This window comes from Thermostichus sp. OS-CIW-30 (assembly GCF_054060215.1).
Genome location: NZ_JBSSCZ010000008.1, coordinates 34,949 through 53,210 on the forward strand (window position 1 = coordinate 34,949; position 18,262 = coordinate 53,210).

Consider the following 18,262-nt stretch of genomic DNA (forward strand, 5'->3'; position numbering starts at 1 on the left):
GAGGAAGGAACCCAGGGCGAGGTTACTGTGGCGCTGCACAACAACTATGCCCGCTGGAACCAAGCAATTGTTCAATGGGCAACGCTGGGAGTTCCTCACGGTACGCCAGTTTACCTCAGCGTAGATGAAGAAGTTTTAGCAAGTCTAGGCTTAGGCCCAGTTGAGGACTTTTGCCAAGCCGTGCGCGCCCAGGTGGTAGATGGCCAGCGAGTCCAGCTATCAACTCTGCAAAACCAAAGCTTGCCCGAACCAGCAGGAGTTGCCTTCTTGGCGCTGATGGTGCTCGCCGCCAACGACATGGTGAGGGATGAGGAGCTGGATGAGAGGGACTTCTTTACCCATTTTTGTCAACGATTGGGGGTAGGCGGCGACACTCGTCCCACTGGGATGAAAGCTGGAGATGAAGAAGGCCTATGGCAGGAGTGGAACCAATGGCTAGAGGTAAAGGGATGGATTGCCACCGCCGAGCCAGGGGAAGGCCCGCGCCGGTATTTGAATTACCCCATTTCCCAAACCCTGCTGCGGAAAGCGGACATCCAAAAGCTCTGTTGCCTGTTTTACGAGAAAAACTGGACTACCGCCCGCAGCGAAACTAAGTTACTGGTGGACTTGGCGAGCGAAAAAAACCTGAACCGCCATCTGGAAGAGCTGCTGGACGATCGCCAGCGACACGAGGTACTGGGCGCCGAAATCCTAGCCGTCCATCAGGAGTGGTTAGACGCACAATGCCCGAAACCTGAACAATTTAGCCGACGTCCCCCCACGTGCCTGATTGCAGGGCTGTATCGCACCGAAGATCGGTGGGGGAATCCAGAGTACTACCCTTACCCCAAAGTTCCGCGTCGTTGGCCAGTTGCCGAGGTGACCGTAGAAAACCTAGGTAGCTTGCGTTGTGAGCGCTCTGGTTGGTTTTTCCCTGTTGGCGCACCGCTTTCTGCTGCCGATCTAACAACGGGGAAGTCATGGCCGATTCGAGATCATGCCCACTTGCGGGAACTCCAGCTGCCAGCTCGAGACTTTTGGGTCTTGGTGCCCGATCCTGAGAACCCCGAGTCTAGTGCGCTGGCTAGTTGGGGAGCACCTAAATTGGGCAGTCATTTCACAGTGCTGTTTCGGGAAGCACTCTGGTTGGACTTGCAGCAGCTACGAGAAGAAAAGCTGCTGCAGTGGGAGGGCGATCGCCAGCTTGCCTTTGAAGTAACCTCTGGCTGGTGGGAAATCCAAGAATGTCAGGTGCTGGCGCCGGTATGGGACGGTTTGTTTTTACAACATCCTGAGCTGAAAGAGGCCTTACAACCACGCGATCGTCTGCACATTGCCTTGGGTGGAGGGCTACGGGTACCGCAAGGACAAGGTTGGCTCGAGGGTCACTTGCCAAAGGTGACTGTGTACGGGTTTCAGCCTACGGTAGCCGTGACTCTAACTGAAGTGCGTACCGGGAGCATATATCTTCCAGAAGACCATCGCTCTACCAACCAGCCTTGGGATTTGCCCGCAGACTTACCTCCCGGTACTTACCAAATCCAAGTACGGGGCGGAACTGCCCACCAGGAACGCTTTTTGAAGATCCTGAGTTGGGGTGATTTGTCATTAGCTTCCCTAGAGTAGAGGCATAACTCTATGTCGAAAAAATCTTCTCGGTCAGAGCAAACTTACTGGGGCTTTCGCACCCATACCTCCAGATACAAACCCCAAAAGTTGCTGAATTACTTACAAAAGCGGGTTACTCAAGAAAACTTGGCCGATGTTGTGTCTCATGTTCGTATTGAGAAGGGCATTAAGGAAAGAAGTAGGGGAGAGTATTACTTCTACTTGGGTATTAAGACAAATGCGCGCTCTGATTGGTCATCCACACAAAACACCCTTGAGCAACTGATTAAAACAGTGAGAGGTATCAGTATAGTTAGGATTCGAAGAGAAGGATTTTGCTGGGAAGATATTCGACACATGGTGGGTATCGCCTATGAGTTGGAACGGGATACCCAACCCATTGAGTATTTCCAAGTCAAGCGGCCACCTAAAGTCAACCCACTTGGTTTGGAAACACCTATAGCAGAGGCGGCAGGAAGCGATCGCTCCCAGCCGTGCGAACAGCTGCTTTGGTGGTTATCGGCAGCCGGTTCTGGTTCTTGGGAAACCTTTCAAGCCGTATGCAGTCACCTAGATCTAGTCCAACCGCGTCGGTTGTGGCGTCGGCTGCAGTTGTTAGGGCATCTTCTGGCAGCTCAGGATGGTCAACACTGGCAAATGCAGCCACCTTCCCTGCAGCCAGTGAGCAAAAATTGCTACGTGCTGTACGGTCAGCGAAACGCCAGCCTGCAAGAGTCTTTGCAGCAGTTTGGTCGCCTTGTGAAGATCCCTCAACCTCGAAGGGATGCTCCACCCTGTTGGCAGCTTGAGCTGCAAGCTGATGCTGCCAATGCAATTGCCGAGTTACGGACCAAATACCCTGCCCTAGCCATTCGTCCGGTCGAGGCCCCTCCTCCTTGGGCTGATTGGGTAGCTACGCTAAAGGTCGTCGATTGGGTGCCACTTCACCGCTATCGACTAAAGCGCTACGATGGGAGCAGCTTCGTAGATGTGCCAGACGCCGAGGAAACGGGTTTCTACGAGCTGTACGAGGAGGGATCCCAACAGCAGCATGCCCTATTCTACGACCGCCAGCACAACGCTTGGTACAGCGCCGAATGGTACAGTTTACGTTTTTTGGCTTTGACTCATCTTGCTCCCAAAAACCTATCAGTTAGTTACGACCCCAATGCCCAAGAACTATCGATCCCTATCAGCCAGCGCTGGCCGCTAGCCTACGAACGCTACTTGGTCATGCAATCGGGTTGTCTGCCTCGCTACAATCGCACAACAGAAGAACTGATTTATCAGAACATTGCACCAACTGTGTGGCAAGTCATTGGTGAACAGCTGCCGTTTTTTGATCTGGAGAAATAGTTACAGTTTTTGCCAAAGGCAAAGGAAAAACCATGTACGACCTCGTCGGTATCTATCAGCGGTTAGATCGAATCTACCAGCTTTACATTAGAAGTGCTTTTCCCTTACGTTACCCTGCTCTTAGCGCCGAGCGGGATCGCCACTTGCAGTACAGACCCGAGAATGCTCTGCTTAGTACTCCTCCCCTATTGGAGCCTACACCACTCTACCCTTCTTCTGGCAAAACCCTTGAGGAAGCAGCGAAAGCTTTACCCGCTGGTTATGAAGATTTGGTACATCTAGGCCAGTCTTTATTTCCAAACTTTCCGCTGTATGAGCACCAATGGCAAAGTTTGAAGGCAGCCATCGTTAACCAGAAGGATATTGTAGTAACAACGGGAACTGGTTCTGGCAAAACCGAGTGTTTCTTGTTGCCAATCCTAGCCCACCTTGCCCGGGAATCCCGTACCTGGGATCCGATGTCTTCTCAGAGCGGAGATACGTTCTGGTGGAAGCACGCAGATGACAAGTGGGTGCCGCAGCGCCAAGGTCAACAACGACCGGCAGCAATCCGGGCGCTGATTCTCTATCCGCTGAACGCGCTGGTGGAGGATCAATTGCGGCGCTTGCGCAAAGTGTTGGATAGTCCAGAGACCCATGAATGGTTGGATCGCCATCGCGGTGGCAATCGCATCACCTTCGGTCGTTACACGGGACAAACCCCCCTCCCTGGCTATCGCACTCCCAATAAGAAGGTAGAAGAACTAGCCCAGCAACTGCGAGAGTTGCAAGCAGAGCAGGAAAAGGCTGCCCAAAGTGAAGACCCAGATTTGAGGTTTTATTTTCCCCGCTTGGATGGGGGAGAAATGCGATCGCGCTGGGACATGCAAGAGCATCCGCCGGATATTTTGATTACCAACTATTCCATGCTCAACATTATGCTGATGCGGCAGATTGAGGAGGGGATGTTCGAGAAAACCAAAAGGTGGCTGCAGGGGGATCCCGAGCGTAAATTCTTGCTCGTCATCGATGAGTTGCACACTTACCGAGGCACGCCAGGCTCAGAAGTGGCCTACTTGCTGCGCTTACTTCTGTACCGCTTGGGGCTAACAGTTGACTCAGAACAATTGCAGGTTTTGGCAACCAGTGCCAGCTTGGAAGACAACGAAGCAGGACACAAGTTTCTCCGGGACTTTTTTGGTCGCGATCGCTTTGTGGTGATTGCCGGAGAACAAGTTCCTCCGGATCCCGAAGCGCCATTGCGAGTGCGCCAGTATCAAGCTGCTTTCGCTCAGTTTGCCCGGGACGTGCAGCCGGATCCCCTCCAGCCGCTGCGGCCCCTCCCCATTGCCAAGGAAGCTCTGACCAGACTGGTGCAAGCTTTGGGCGGCGATCTCAGCTCGGAATCGCCGGAGCGAGCCTTGGGGGAGTGCCTCGAGGAACTCAAAGTTGCCGATGCCCTGCGAGAGGCTTGTCGGCAAGTTAGCGGCAGCGTGCGCGCTACCCCCATCCAAAAAGTTGACAAGCAACTGTTCCCAGGTGCAACCATGCCCGAAGGGGGTCTGGTCTCTGAGTCCTTGCGGGGATTATTGATGGCGACAGCGGTAGCTCAACGAAAAGATGGGCGATCGCCTCAACCTGTGCGCGGCCACCTCTTCTTTCACAACTTGCAAGGGTTGTGGGCGTGCAGCAACCCGCGCTGCAGCGTCGCGCACCGTCCGTCGGGAGACAACCAACCCCCTCCACCTATTGGCGCCTTGCATAGCCAGCACCGCCTCAGTTGCGACTGTGGAGCGCGTGTTCTGGACTTGATCGTCTGCGAAGTTTGCGGGGAGGTATTCCTGGGGGGATATGCTTACCCATTTGCCAAGTCGGTCATCCTCACCCCCGATCAACCCGAGTTGGAGGGCATCCCTGATGATTTAGTGAACCTCACGCAAAAATCTGGGAACTATCGCGTTTTTTGGCCCCTGCCCCACGACCCGGAACCTTGGGCGACCCAGCCGCAATATTTGGAGTGGACTGCTGGCAAGACGAAGCGGGGGTGGGTTGAAGCCAAGCTCAACCCCGCTACTGGTGAACTCCGACAAGATAAAAGCCCCCCTAGAGAAGGCGAGGTTCCCGGCTGGGTGTACCAAGTGAAAGAGGGGGATGGGAATCAGCCCGCCTTGCCGAGCCGCTGCCCTCGCTGCGATACCGATCGCGCTCTCCTTGAGGCCTATCCCACTCCTTTGCGCGTGCACCGCACTGGATTCCAAAAAGCCTGTCAGGTGATTGCCGGAGCTTTGTTGCGGGAAATGCCAACACCGCAATCCCGCAAGCTGGTGGTTTTTTCCGATAGCCGCCAGGACGCAGCCAAGTTAGCCGCCGGTATGGAAATGGATCACTATCGCGATATGGTGCGCTTGCTGCTAGTGCGATCAGCAGAGGAGTATAGGCAAGACCTGCGGGCCTTTCTGCGCTGTGAGTTGCCCAGTCCAGAGGAACGACAGCAACGGTTGCGAGAATATCCCCGGTTGCTACAAGACGTTGAGGGGATGGCGGAGGATTGGGCAGCACGGGATCGCTTTCTTAATCGGCAAGGTGACATTGCTACAGAAGCTCTGCTTTGGACTCAAAACCGGCGACCTGCCAACGAGCAAGTTCGTGAACTGTGGCTCGAGATGCTCAAGTCTTACGGCGAGAAAGTTCCTCTCCTTGCCTTGCGGCGCACCCTGGCAGACCTGCTCTTACATTTGGGACTGTGCCCTGGCGGGATGTCCTTTAGCGCCCTTTACTATTCCGTCAATAAGGATCGGCATCCCTGGACTGAGCTCTACAACTGGCAAAGTCAACCAGTAACACGAATTGCTGCCCGAACACCAGAGCAAAACAGACACCTCGATGAACTCGATGCCTATTTAGCTGATGAAATGATGTTTACGCTGTTTGCCCATGCGGTCAGAAACATCGAGTCTTTTGGACAGGGCTATGTTACAGCTCAAGTTCCTCCGGAACTGCAAGACGTTGCCAGCGCGGTTATCCGCCAATTGGGAATTCGCAAGCGGCATCGATACTCCAAATTCTGCAGACCGGGTACTAGGCGGGAATTACCCCAGTACGTGGAGCGATACTTGAGAAAATTAGAGGAACAGGGCAAGCCAGACTTAAAATCCCAGATCGAGCGGGAGTTGAACAAAATCGGTACCCGTAGCGAGAACGGATTGGTTTTGGATCCAGATCGCCTCTACCTTGTGCCCGTCTCTCGCGAAGGTCTTCAAGGCTACCGCTGTCCTCAATGCGGGGCCTTTTACTTGCACACTGCGGGGGGATGGTGCCCAGAGTGCAGTGGCGGTCGCAACACCAGCAAACGCTCTGACCCGCAGGCCATCCGACTGCAGCCGAGCAGCTTGCCGCGCGACTTGGACTACTACGCCTACCTCTCCGACCCTGAAAACGAACCGTTTCGGATGAATGCTGCCGAATTGACAGGGCAAACCGACAAGGAGGATCGCCTCAAACGGCAGCGCTGGTTCCAGGAAGTGTTCCTAGAGGGAGAAATACCGCTGGCTCAGGGCATTGATTTGTTAAGCGTGACTACCACTATGGAGGCTGGCGTAGACATCGGCGGCCTGCTGGCAGTGATGATGGCAAACATGCCGCCCCGACGGTTCAACTACCAGCAGCGGGTGGGACGGGCTGGTCGGCGCGGTGCCGGGGTCTCCTTGGCAGTTACGTTTTGCCGGGGTCGCAGCCATGACGATTTTTACTTTCAGCGCCCTGAGGCCATTACCGGCGATCCGCCACCCCCGCCCTACATTGACCTGCGCAGCCTCACCATTGCTCGGCGCGTCGTCGCCAAAGAAGTTTTGCGACAAGCTTTTCAGGAAGTCTCGCAACACGATCAATCCGCTGCAGTCCATCTTGAAGACGTGACCAGCGTCCACGGCGAATTTGGTCTAGCCGAAAAGTGGCAGGAGGTGGAGCCGTTGGTTCGCCAATGGATTGCTAGCCACGACCAAGAAATCCAAACCGTGATCACCCAACTCTGCCAGCAAACTCATCTCTCGGCTGACGATCGACAAGCCTTGCATCACTACATCTGCAACGATTTGGTCAATAAGATTAGCGAGATTGCCACTTCCAATGCCTACAGCCAATCCCAACTCAGCGAACGCCTGGCCAATGCTGGCATCTTGCCCATGTTTGGCTTTCCCACGCGGGTGCGCCTGCTCTATACCCGCTGGTCGGCTAGCCAAGGCACCATCGATCGCGACTTGGATACAGCAATCGCACAATTTGCCCCCGGCTCAGAAATCGTTAAAGATCGGGCGGTGCACACCGCCTGTGGACTGGTGGAGTTGGTGCCTCACAAAGGGGACGTGCGATCGCGGCCTGGCCTGGTGCCGGCTCTTGACCAACCTAACCGCTGGCTAGGTCTGTGCTGCAACTGTCAAGCCATGATAGAGGACTACCAGCCACAGCAGCCGCTTTGCTCTCCTCCCCCAGCTACCCACAAGCCGGCAAAGCAAGCCTGTCCGGTATGCCAGCAAACCACCCTCCGCTGCATTGATGCGCGGGAACCCAGGGGCTTTTTCACCAACTTGCAGCCGCGGGATTTTGATGGTCAATTTGAGTGGCAACCCCGCGTCAGTCGGCCAACCTTGGGCGCGGACGGACTTAAGGCGGAAGCGACGACCGCAACGACCGGCAACGCTCACCTGCGGGGAGGCAGCGATGACGTTTTAATCGTCAATGATCGCGGCGGCGAGGGGGGGTTCCTGTTACAAGCGGATAAGAAGTGGCCAGGAGCTTATGTTTGTCCTGAAGTTCAGGGGAAACGTTTCGAAGGAATAGGCCCTACCTATCGGATTGCCCTACTGTCTAAGCGACGCACTGACGTGCTGCTGGTCAGCCTTCAAACTTGGCCGCCTGGCGTGTTTGCTGACTCAACAACTGTGGAAGGGCGAGCAGCTTTGTATTCCTTCGCCTTCTGGTTGCGAGCGGCTGCCTGCACCTTTTTGGATGTCGATCCTGACGAGTTGCAAGCCAGCTTTCAGACAAAGGAAGAGGCTGGCCGAGTGGTGGGTCAGGCTTTTCTGTTCGACAAGCTGGAGAATGGCGCGGGGTATTGCCTCTACCTCGCTCAGCCGGAGGTCTTCTCGAAGCTGCTGGAACAAGAGGACTTGTCTCAACCCAACAGTTTGGCCTTCCGTTGGCTGCAGCACCAGCAGACCTGCGACACGTCCTGCAACAACTGCTTGCGCGATTACTCCAACCTAGCCTACCACGGGCTCTTGGATTGGCGACTAGCCTTGGATATGGCGCGCCTTCTGCGAGATGCTAGGGCACCGGTCGATTTGCAGAGCCCTTGGGGGGAAGAGCAGGAAAATCCCTGGCGGCGCTTGGTGGAGCAGGTACTGCCGCCACTGCTGGAAAACCTAGGCTTCCAGCAAGTGTCTCAGGATTTTCTCCTGCCGGTGTGGACGGGAAACCGGGGGCGGGAAGTGCGGATTGTGCGCCATCCTATTTGGACTGATGAGCATCCCATCTGGCAACAAACTGTTGAGCAAGTCCGTCAGGCCTATCCCCAGGCCCACATTCAGGCAATCAATCCTTTTTTGACGTTGCGACGACCAGGGGATGTCTTGGCAAAGTCAACAAAAACTACCCGCTCTAAGCGTCCTGGTGCTGCCTGACTTTATTTCGCTCAGTTTCTTTAGCCTGCGGTGGAAGAGGGCAGCGCGACTCAGTAGTCCAACACTGCCGACGCTCTCTCTACGGGCTAAACACGTTGGCAGAGGCGATTTCTTTCTATTCCAGGGCCTAATAGCCTTTCTATTCTCTGACTCTGAACTGCGCCAATCCCTACAGAGCTCCCTCCAATCCAGAGCCAAAAGCCGAGAGCCCCCACTGCTGCAAGCTATCGAAGGCAGCATAAGCCGTTAGATCTGGCTGCAGGGGCGTAATCGACACATAGCCCTCAGCAACCGCCCGCACGTCCGAACAGGGATCCACCTCCTCTTCCACCACCTCTCCAGCTAGCCAGTAGTAGGCCTTGCCGCGCGGATCCACCCGTTTCTCATAGAGATCTGTGTACTTGCGCCAGGCCAGGCGGGCCAAGACCATGCCGCGTATTTCAGCCAGCGCTAGGGGGGGCACGTTGATGTTCAACAGCATCGGCTCCCCCAGGGGTTTCAGGCTCAGTTTCTCCAGTAGCTTCAGCACCACCTGGGCCGCTGGTTGAAAATCCTGATGGGTAAAACTGGCCAAGCTTACTGCCAGGCTAGGGATCCCTTCCAATAGCCCTTCCATTGCCGCCGAGACGGTGCCGGAGTAGAGCACATCCGTGCCCAGATTGGCTCCCTGATTGATGCCGGAAATCACCCAATCGGGAGGACGATCCAATAGCCCGTCCAGACCTAACTTGACACAGTCGGAAGGGGTGCCCGAACAGGCCCAGGCCTGCACTTCTGGAGGAAATCCCTCCCGCACCGGATCCACCCGCAGCGGCTTGTGCAACGTCAGGGCGTGGCCGGTGGCCGAGCGCTCCCGATCCGGACAGACCACCGTTACCTGGTGCCCCCCCAGCTGGGCCAGCGCTGCCGCCAAACACCGCACCCCTGCCGCCTGGATGCCATCGTCGTTGCTGATGAGAATATTCATCCCAGCCACCCCACACCCGCCCTTAGACATACACCAGTCTGACCCAATGATCTGCGCTGATCCCCCAGGTAGCCGAGTTCAGCGGCAGAATCTGAAAATTTACGGCTTCTTGGGGTTATTATTGGACGTAGCCTTTTGAACAATATCAGTAGGAACACAATGTCACCCCATGAGGTCAAGTGCCATTATGAAGCTAAGGTAAAGTAAACCCTGCGGTTTCCTTCCTCTTTGTATTTGCCTTCTTGTGTGTATCTTGCTGTTTCTCCATCCCCATCTTCCTAAGACTCCGTCCCGTTGACGTGTAGGTGCTCCGCACCGCCGGCGCGAACGCGGAAGCGTTGCATAGCCTACAGCCGGGTAAAGCTGGAAAGTCTGTAAAACCCATCAGGTCGCTCGAGCGACAGGAAGTTGATCTCATGTCACTTGTTTCCATCACATCGGCAACAGAGGCTCAGGAATGGCGTGAGCTTTGCCAGTGGGCCGAGGAGCACTACCGCTGTCGCACCTTTCCCAAAGACGTGCGCATTCCCACTCGTCCGGGATTGGTGTACATCACCCAAGAGGGAGTGGTGCGCCTGGTCAGCCAAACTCCAGAGCGGCGGGAGGTCTTTGTTGGGTTCATCACGGCTGGATTTCCTTTTGAGCTGAGCAACCCAGAGCGCTTTGAGTTGAAAGCCTGCACCCACGCCGATCGCACCACGGTGATGTGGTTTTACTGGCAGGATCTGGAGCAGTGGCCCTATCTGCACCAGAAGATTCAGGAAAACTTCCGCCAGCAACTGCAACGGAAGCTGCTGTGGTTGGGAAATCTGGGCCAACGGCGCGCCATCGATCGCCTCAAGGGCTTCTTGAGCCTGTTGATCGAGGAGTATGGGCAGCCCTGTGAACAGGGGATGTATCTTCCCTGGCCCCTTACCCACGCCCAGATTGGGGATGCCATTGGGGCCACTCGTGTGACGGTGACTCGCCTTCTGGGATCCCTGCGTTCGAAAGGGTTTGTGCAGGTGCTGGATCAAAACTTAATTTGTATTCCCAACGGGGTAAAGCTCCAGCCCACTCCGAAGAAGGCGGCCAGCGCCTAACCCTGCTGTCTAGATGCTATCCAGAGTGTTATGCCTACAGCAGTCGGGAACTGCACTGCTGACGCGATGGGCCTGCAGCTCCACTACCGTACTTGGGGAAAAGGGATCCCCTCCCTCCCAATCTTGATGCTCCACGGCCATCCGGGCAATGCCGACTGCATGGCGGTATTTGCAGAGGCAGTGGCGGGGATCCACCCCTGTGTGGCGCCAGATCTGCGTGGCTACGGGCATTCCCAGGTGACGGATCCCTTTGAGATGCAGGATCACCTAGAGGACTTGGAGCGGCTGCTGGATCGCCTGGGCTGGCAGGCGTGTCTGGTGCTGGGCTGGTCTTTGGGCGGGATCCTGGCCCTGGAGTTGGCTTTGCGGCTGCCGCAGCGGGTAAAGGGTTTGGTCTTGGTGGCCAGTGCCGCCTACCCCCGCAGCAACCATCCCCCCACCGATTTTTGGGATCAGATCAACACCGGCGTTGCCTCGCTGCTCAACTGGCTTTGGCCCGGCTGGGAATGGAACATCGAGACCTTTGGCCGTCGCTCCCTTTACCGCTACCTGATGCAGCAACAGACCCCAACGGCCTATCGGTATTTGGCGCACATGGCCTTGCCCGCCTATCTGCACACCTCCCCCCAGGCTCGCCAAGCTCTGCGCGCCGCTTTGCAACGGGGCTACAACCGCGAGGGAGATCTGCACCGAATTCGCATCCCGGTACTGCTTATGGCCGGCGAGCGGGATCGCCACATCACCGCCAACAGCAGCCTGGCCACAGCCCGCGCCCTGCCCCACTGCACCTGCATTGTCTATCCCAACGTGGCTCATCTCTTTCCCTGGGAGATCCCCGACCGGGTGGGACAGGATCTGCGCCGCTGGCTCAGCGCTCAAGACTGGGCAAGTGAGATCCCGGTGGTTGGCTCTTCCGCTTCCTCTGCAGACAAGGCGGCAGAAGCCTGACCCTGGGCCAACTTCCGCAGCCGGGCAAAGGCCTCTTCCTCTAGATGGATCTGCTGCTGCTGTTGTTCTTCTGGGGTGCGCAGGCGCTTTCCCAACGGCTGTTGCAGCGTGCCCAAGAGCAACGGCTCGGAAACTCCCGGCTCGGGATGGATGACGGTGCGGGCCCGCAAGGTGAACACCGGCGAACCGGTGGAGAAGCGTCCTGGGGATCCCAAATCGCTGGCCGCCTGCTTCAGGGTGAGGATCAGTTGCTCCGGGGTGATATCCGGGCTGACAGCAATAACCGCTCGATCCGCCCCTTGGTCATAGACGGTGGTGTAGGGGGCAGCACCGGGAATGCGGGAGCGAAAGATCGGCCCCAAGCTGAGGGCAAAACATCCCGCTGTTAAAACCAGCGCAAACGCCGTGTAGCCCACCAGCGCAAACTTCAAGGGCCAATTGCGAATCCAGGCCAGCAGGGTGAGCACAGCCAGCAAGCCTGCTAGACCTAGCCCAATTTGGGTGGCAGAGGCAAAGAAAGATTCCAAAGTTGCATCCATGATTCCCCAGTTTAGCGGCTAGAGCTTCATCTCTAGGATGCAGGATGAGCCCGATTCTGGCTGCCCTATCTAAGGACTCCGTCCCGCTGGCACCCTGCTCCAGAAGGACTTGGCTGGTTCTATCACCAAACCCCTGTGAGAAGAGGCAAGACGGATCAACCTACCAAACCCAGAAAGCGGCGAGCCCTACAGATTTGAGGAGCATGGGCAAGGTCGGATTCGAACCGACACGGTTTCCCGCCGCATTTTGAGTGCGGTGCGTCTACCAGTTTCGCCACTCGCCCGACTTGGAATCATTATCCTACTGAACTGGCGAAACCTCGTCAACCAATCCCCCGAACTCTATCGGCGGCGGTCTTTCTCCAGTTGCTGGGCCTTTTGCCGAAGCTGGCGGGTTTGCTCCATCACCTCCTCCAGATCCTCGTGGGATAGCCGCTCGACGTAGTTAATTTTGATCTCTTCCAGCAAGTCTTGCAGGAGAGAGCGAATTTCCTCCAGAGCGTGCTCCTGGGTGAGTTCTCGTGCCAAGACCTCACCAAACCGCTGCATCAGTTGCGCTGCCAGCTTGGAGCCGACGGGATCCTCGAAACTGCCCGTCAGGGTTTTGTAGGTGGTGGTGGTCAGCTCGTTGGCCAGGTGCTCCGTCAGTTGGCCAGGCAGGGATCCCAGGCCGGGAAGCTGTTCTAGAGTTTGCATGGCAGGCAACTGCTTGAGCAGGCCATCCAGGTTGTAGCGGAGCAGTTGTTGCAATTCCGGTTGCACCTGGGGCAAAACGCGGTAGAGGACAATGCGAAAAACCAGGTTGGCAATCGCCTCCAGCTCGTTGGTGTTGTTGATATCAATGTAGTCGCGCTGGGTACGCGCTGCCGGCAGTAGGGGCAGGGATCCCCGCTGAATGGATACCTGGATTTGGTTGATCACCCGCACGACAATGACTTCCGTCAGATCCTCGGCGAAGTTGGTAACAAAGCCCTGGCTCACCTGGGCGCGTACCCGCTCCAGATCCAGCAACTGTGCTTGTCCCAGCCGGATGGTGACGGGGATCACCCGCAGCCAGCGCCAAAAGGGCAGCAGCAACAGCACATCGTACCAACGCCAGAGCATGGCATCCAGCCAATTGACGCCGGTGTAGCGGCGGCTGATGGCCACCGTGCGCAGCAAAAATTCCAGCCCAAACAGAAGCACGAAGGGAAAATCCAGCACCGGGAAAAAGTCAACAGGGTTACCGCTCTCACCAATGGGGCGGAAATAGTTGGTCTCAAAGAGGGGGCGCAGCCGGATCTGGAAAAATTCAATTCCATCTGCGGGATCGGCGCTGGCCAAGTACTCAGCAGTCCAAAAGCGGGCAAAGGCGGCTCTGGCAGAGTCGGCTTCTGGGATGTGCTCCCGCATCAAATTGAGGATACGCACAAACTGGCCAGTTTTGTTGGCGCCCTGAAAGGGATTGGTCTCAATCATCTCGTCGCTGAGCTCCCGCAAGCGGGCCAGGATCGGTGCTGCCGCTTCCGACTCCACGCCAAACCGCAGGGTAACCTGGCGCAGCTCATCCACCAAGGCCAAGTAGCGCTGGGTTTCGGGGTTGGGCTCGATACCTTTGATGGGATCGTATAGGTCGGTCACCGGGGAACGGCTGGTTTCTTCGGAGAGAATCGGCAGCGGAATGGGAGGACCAAAGGCGCCAAAAATTTGCACCCGACCCTGGAGCCAAAAATCTCGCCCAGGCACATAGCTCATGTCGAAGAGCACCAAGCACAGGTTGCTCAGGGCCAGCAGGGCCATCCCCTTCTCGTAGAGGAGCAGCCAGCGACTTCGCCCCCTGAGGACAGAGCGTCTGAGAATCCGTTGAGCAGCGTTCAAAGGACTCCGTCCCGGCCTTGGGTCAACCAGTTGGCTTGAGTCAGCCTTAGTCTACCACCCCTGGGGTGAGCCACCCTTGGCTTGAGCAAGCTGTAGTGCAACCTGGCCAAAATGCCGCCAAATGGCCTCTGCCTGTGGCCCCACCTGGCGCAGAATCCAACCCTTACAGATGGGATCCGGAGACTTGACCAGCCAGTATGGGGACTCCGTTCCGCTGATGTGAACGGTCAGCCAAGTGGGTTCCGGCCAATCCCCCAGCAAGTACAGGGATCCCCAACAGAGATGGGATCCCAGCACTGACGCGGCGGAGACCTGCCGATGGGGAAAGTGCAGGTCTATGTGTTCCTGCAGCCAGAGTTTTCTCCCCTCGGGGGAGGATGGGATCCCAGCAGTGACCCAAACTTGCAAGCAGTTGGCAAGATGTTCAAACTGCCAGCGCTCGTCCATGGCCAGCCGTCCGGCAGTCCAGATCTCGGCATAGGCCAGGCGGGCTGTGGGATCCAGTTCGATCTGCACCTGCTGGCGAAAGTCTGCCCCTGCCCCCGGAATGGTCGGGTGAGGGATCCAGATCAACTGGCTGGTGGGGGCCAGCTTGACCTTGACCTGTTGCCGAATCAAGCCGGGATGTAGCCGCATTGCCCCTTGGGTGCGAATTTCCAGCGCCGAGCCTGGCCCCAGCCCGATCTCGATCCGGTGGCGATCCCCACCCAGCAGGCCGCCGTTGGGGTTGCGCAGGTAGTACACAGGTGGCTCCCCAGGGGATCCCAGCCATTGCAGGGGAGCCTGAGAATACTCCCAAATACGGGTATGTTCGCCTCGGCGGGTTGCCTTCAAGATGGCCTTACCGAAGTTCACAGGCGGCTCACCGAGGGGGGGTCGGCCTTGATGGGCCGAAACAGCACCTCCCGCTCCAGCCAACTGAGAACCTGCTCCAGCCCCTCACCCGTGCGCAGGTTGGTAAAGACAAAGGGCCTATCTCCCCGCATGCGACGGGCATCCCGTTCCATCACCCCCAAGTCTGCTCCCACATAGGGAGCCAGATCGATCTTGTTGATCACCAGCAGGTCGGAGCGGGTGATCCCCGGCCCGCCTTTGCGCGGGATCTTGTCCCCTTCGGCCACGTCGATGACGTAAATGCAGGCGTCCACCAGCTCCGGGCTGAAGGTAGCTGCCAAGTTGTCCCCCCCCGATTCCACCAAGATGAGATCCAGGGGGCAAAAGCGGCGCTCCAGCTCCTGAATGGCGTCTAGGTTGAGGGAGGCATCTTCCCGAATGGCGGTGTGGGGGCAGCCGCCGGTCTCTACGCCAATGATCCGCTCTGCCTCCAGGGCCTTGGCCCGCACCAAAAACTCGGCATCCTCGCGGGTGTAAATATCGTTGGTCACCACCGCCAAAGACAGGTGATCCCGCAGCGCCAAGCAGAGCTTTTCCACCAAAGCGGTTTTTCCGGATCCCACCGGGCCGCCAATGCCAACCCGTACCGGCTGGGAAGCCTGCGCAACTTTGCCCGACATCGGATACCTGCTCCTCTTTTTGGGCATTCTAGAACCAGATGCTTGCAAGGGATCCGAGTATGGTTCGGCTTTTGGTGGCAACTGCTGTGGTGCTGGTGGGATTTTTGCTGGTTAACCGCCTCTATCGCAACCCGCTGAGTTCGGAGCCGAGACCAGAGCAAGCCAGCCCAGAAGCTGCCCAGCAAGGGATCCCTCAAGGTGGGCCGCTGCAGATTTACCAATCTCGGGAACAGATCCAGCAAACCCTCAACCAAGGGGCTACCGCCACCCAGCAGCAGGTGGAAGCCGTTGAGCAATCCTTGGGCAATCCTTGACCCTTGACAAGTAAGAAGGGAGGCAGGTGCCTGGTTTCAGGCGGAGAAGGGATCCCTCCCCCAGACCGTGAAGCGCCCCTCAGGCTTGGGTGGATCCCCCAGACGCGCTAAAGTCGAGAATGCTGCAATTTTACAGACTGTCCATGCGGATCCCTCCTGTTACCCCAGAGAAAGCCGATAAGCAACTGCAAAAGGTTTACGAAAGCCTGGAGAAAACCTACGGCACCGCCCTCAACCCCCTGCAGGTGATGGCCCACAAGCCCCAACTGATGCGAGCCGTGATGAACCTCTACGGGGCGCTGCACACCCAAAACCCCAACTTGCCTGAAGAGCTGAAGGAGCTGGTCAGCATCCGCATTGCCCAAATCAACGGCTGCCGCCACTACTGCCTTCCCTACCACACCCTGCAGGCGCAAAAGTACGGCGCCTCCCCTGCCAAAATTGCGGCGGTGGCCCAGGCCCGCACCAGCACCCTCTACACCGAGGCGGAAAAGCTGGCCATCGAGTACGCTGAGCGGATGACCGTGCCCAGCATGGTGGTGACCGACAGCTTCTTTGCCCAGCTAAAAGCCATTTGGTCAGATGAAGATCTGGTGGAGCTATCGGCTTGGATTGGCTTTATGAACTTCTGGACTAAGGTGATTGCCGCCCTAGATGTGCCTTTGGATCCCGTCTTTGCCGAGCAGCTTCACGTCTCATGAACAACCGGCAAACTCCCCTCTCTCAGGGGGGTAAGGGATCCCGCCCCCCAGCCTGCCTCTAGGCCCAGTCGTCTCGCGTGCTAAAGCTGCGGTCGTACACCTGGCCGCGGGCATGGATCTGGCGAGTCCGGGCGAACAGCTCTTCTTCGCTCAGGCCCCACTGTTCCAGGATTTGATCCAAATCCCGCTGCAGATCCCAGGCGCCGGGGAAGCCGTGGTAACGGATGCGCAAACGGGCGACTTCCGCCAGCACCCACTCGGAGAGGGGCCTCTCCTGAGCCTGCACCATCAGCTCATCGAGCGCAGCTCGGTCGGTGGCATATTGCGGATGTTGCTGCTCTCGTCGGGATGAGCCATTCGAGGGTGAACGGGATACAGCCATCGGCCTCCCTCCTTTTTTCTCACTCTAGCTGAGTTCCCCTGGAGACTTTCAATATCGAGGATTGGGATCCCTGATGGCATGGGATCCCGAGAAGGCAGAAGAAAACCGCTATACTGCAAATGTTGCAGACCATGAACATTCTTCAGTTGCGGAGGCGGCGGCTATGCCCATGCCCATGATCGAGACCCGTACCGACCGGATGTTGCTCAACTTTGGGCCGCACCATCCCTCTATGCATGGGGTTTTGCGTTTGCTGGTCACCCTAGATGGCGAAAACATCGTCGATTGCGAACCGGTGATCGGCTACTTGCACCGCGGCATGGAGAAAATCGCCGAAAACCGCACGGTGGTGCAATACCTGCCCTACGTCTCCCGTTGGGACTACGGGGCCGGCATGTTTAACGAGGCCATTACCGTCAATGCCGTTGAGAAACTGGCCGGGATCAGCGTGCCCAGACGGGCAAGCTACCTACGGGTGATCATGTTGGAGCTGACCCGCATCACCAACCACCTGCTTTGGTTTGGTCCCTTCTTGGCGGATTTGGGCGCCCAAACCCCCTTCCTCTACGCCATGCGGGAGCGGGAGTGGATCCTAGACTTGTTTGAAGCCGTCACCGGCATGCGCTTGATCAACAACAACTATTTCCGGGTGGGCGGCGTGGCGGTGGACTTGCCCTACGGCTGGACGGAAAAATGCCTAGACTTTTGCGAGTATTTCTTGCCCAAAGTGGATGAATACGAGCGGCTGGTTACCGACAACCCGATTTTCCGCCGGCGGCTGGAAGGGGTGGGAGCCATCTCCAAGCAAGACGCCATCAACTGGGGTCTGTCGGGTCCCATGTTGCGGGCCTGCGGCGTCAACTGGGATCTGCGCAAAGTGGATCACTACGAGTGCTACGACGACTTCGACTGGGAGGTGGCCGTTTACCCCGAAGGGGATTGCCTGGCCCGCTATCGGGTGCGCATGAAAGAGATGCGGGAGTCCTGCAAGATCGTGCAGCAAGCGGTGAAGGCTCTGCCGGGCGGCCCCTTTGAAAACCTAGAAGCCAAGCGCATGCTGGAGGGGCCGAAGTCGGAGTGGAACAAAGGGGACTACCAGTTCATCAGCAAAAAGCCTTCCGCCAATTTCAAGATCCCCAAAGGGGAAGCCTACGTGCGGGTGGAGAGCGCCAAAGGAGAGCTGGGCATTTACATCGTGGGAGACGACAACGTCTGCCCGTGGCGCTGGAAGATCCGCCCCCCCGGCTTTGTCAATTTGCAGGTACTGCCTCAGTTGATTCGCGGCATGAAGGTAGCCGACATGATCGCCATCCTCGGCAGCATTGACATCATCATGGGCGAGGTGGATCGCTAGG

General features: G+C 57.3%; 14 protein-coding genes and 1 tRNA gene. 8 read left to right on the top strand and 7 right to left on the bottom strand.

Going from position 1 to position 18,262, the window contains the following annotated elements; all coding sequences use genetic code 11:
* Nucleotides 1-27 precede the first annotated feature (27 nt).
* From ACVWZF_RS04770 to ACVWZF_RS04780, 3 genes are read left to right on the top strand one after another with little or no spacing between them, the layout of a single operon-like run.
* Nucleotides 28-1,608: a hypothetical protein gene (locus ACVWZF_RS04770; protein WP_011432522.1), complete on the top strand. Its 1,581-nt coding sequence runs from the start codon at nt 28-30 to the stop codon at nt 1,606-1,608.
* Nucleotides 1,609-1,620: 12 nt separating this feature from the next.
* Nucleotides 1,621-2,946, top strand: coding sequence for a hypothetical protein (locus ACVWZF_RS04775; protein ID WP_011432521.1), 1,326 nt, complete (start codon nt 1,621-1,623; stop codon nt 2,944-2,946).
* 32 nt (nt 2,947-2,978) lie between these two features.
* On the top strand, nt 2,979-8,603 hold the full coding sequence (locus ACVWZF_RS04780) for a DEAD/DEAH box helicase (RefSeq protein WP_457410986.1): 5,625 nt from the start codon (nt 2,979-2,981) through the stop codon (nt 8,601-8,603).
* Nucleotides 8,604-8,772: 169 nt separating this feature from the next.
* On the opposite strand, the gene surE is transcribed toward ACVWZF_RS04780, so the two are convergent.
* Complete coding sequence (gene surE, locus ACVWZF_RS04785) at nt 8,773-9,570, bottom strand: 5'/3'-nucleotidase SurE (protein WP_011432519.1); 798 nt, start codon at nt 9,568-9,570, stop codon at nt 8,773-8,775.
* A 416-nt stretch (nt 9,571-9,986) separates the two neighbouring features.
* Here surE and ACVWZF_RS04790 point away from each other — a divergent pair, with 416 nt between their 5' ends.
* A complete protein-coding gene (locus ACVWZF_RS04790) occupies nt 9,987-10,652 on the top strand; it encodes a Crp/Fnr family transcriptional regulator (protein ID WP_011432518.1) in 666 nt (221 codons plus the stop codon).
* Nucleotides 10,653-10,682: 30 nt separating this feature from the next.
* Nucleotides 10,683-11,600, top strand: coding sequence for an alpha/beta fold hydrolase (locus ACVWZF_RS04795; RefSeq protein WP_457410988.1), 918 nt, complete (start codon nt 10,683-10,685; stop codon nt 11,598-11,600).
* Here the strand turns inward: ACVWZF_RS04795 and ACVWZF_RS04800 are convergent.
* From ACVWZF_RS04800 to ureG, 5 genes are all read right to left on the bottom strand, one after another.
* Nucleotides 11,528-12,139 carry a Ycf51 family protein gene (locus ACVWZF_RS04800; RefSeq protein ID WP_011432516.1) on the bottom strand — a complete coding sequence of 204 codons (612 nt, stop codon included), beginning with the start codon at nt 12,137-12,139 and terminating at the stop codon, nt 11,528-11,530. The genes ACVWZF_RS04795 and ACVWZF_RS04800 overlap by 73 nt on opposite strands.
* Before the next feature lie 204 nt (nt 12,140-12,343).
* Nucleotides 12,344-12,423: transfer RNA gene (locus ACVWZF_RS04805), tRNA-Leu, on the bottom strand.
* 58 nt (nt 12,424-12,481) lie between these two features.
* Nucleotides 12,482-13,996 carry a hypothetical protein gene (locus tag ACVWZF_RS04810; RefSeq protein WP_011432515.1) on the bottom strand — a complete coding sequence of 505 codons (1,515 nt, stop codon included), beginning with the start codon at nt 13,994-13,996 and terminating at the stop codon, nt 12,482-12,484.
* Between the two features lie 51 nt (nt 13,997-14,047).
* Nucleotides 14,048-14,851 carry an urease accessory protein UreD gene (locus tag ACVWZF_RS04815; RefSeq protein ID WP_041436300.1) on the bottom strand — a complete coding sequence of 268 codons (804 nt, stop codon included), beginning with the start codon at nt 14,849-14,851 and terminating at the stop codon, nt 14,048-14,050.
* Entirely contained in the window at nt 14,848-15,510 is a 663-nt protein-coding gene (gene ureG / locus ACVWZF_RS04820; protein ID WP_457410990.1) for an urease accessory protein UreG, read from the bottom strand. The genes ACVWZF_RS04815 and ureG overlap by 4 nt, the downstream gene beginning before the upstream one ends.
* A gap of 59 nt (nt 15,511-15,569) precedes the next feature.
* On the opposite strand from ureG, the gene ACVWZF_RS04825 reads away from it, so the two are divergent.
* A complete protein-coding gene (locus tag ACVWZF_RS04825; protein WP_041436298.1) occupies nt 15,570-15,824 on the top strand; it encodes a hypothetical protein in 255 nt (84 codons plus the stop codon).
* Nucleotides 15,825-15,967: 143 nt separating this feature from the next.
* Nucleotides 15,968-16,525: a carboxymuconolactone decarboxylase family protein gene (locus tag ACVWZF_RS04830; RefSeq protein ID WP_414352218.1), complete on the top strand. Its 558-nt coding sequence runs from the start codon at nt 15,968-15,970 to the stop codon at nt 16,523-16,525.
* A gap of 58 nt (nt 16,526-16,583) precedes the next feature.
* Here the strand turns inward: ACVWZF_RS04830 and ACVWZF_RS04835 are convergent, their stop codons facing one another.
* The gene (locus ACVWZF_RS04835) at nt 16,584-16,907 is read right to left on the bottom strand and encodes a DUF3288 family protein (protein ID WP_011432509.1); all 324 of its coding nucleotides are present in this window, start codon (nt 16,905-16,907) and stop codon (nt 16,584-16,586) included.
* 169 nt (nt 16,908-17,076) lie between these two features.
* Here ACVWZF_RS04835 and ACVWZF_RS04840 point away from each other — a divergent pair, with 169 nt between their 5' ends.
* Entirely contained in the window at nt 17,077-18,261 is a 1,185-nt protein-coding gene (locus tag ACVWZF_RS04840; protein WP_041437160.1) for an NAD(P)H-quinone oxidoreductase subunit H, read from the top strand.
* The last annotated feature ends 1 nt before the right edge of the window (nt 18,262 follow it).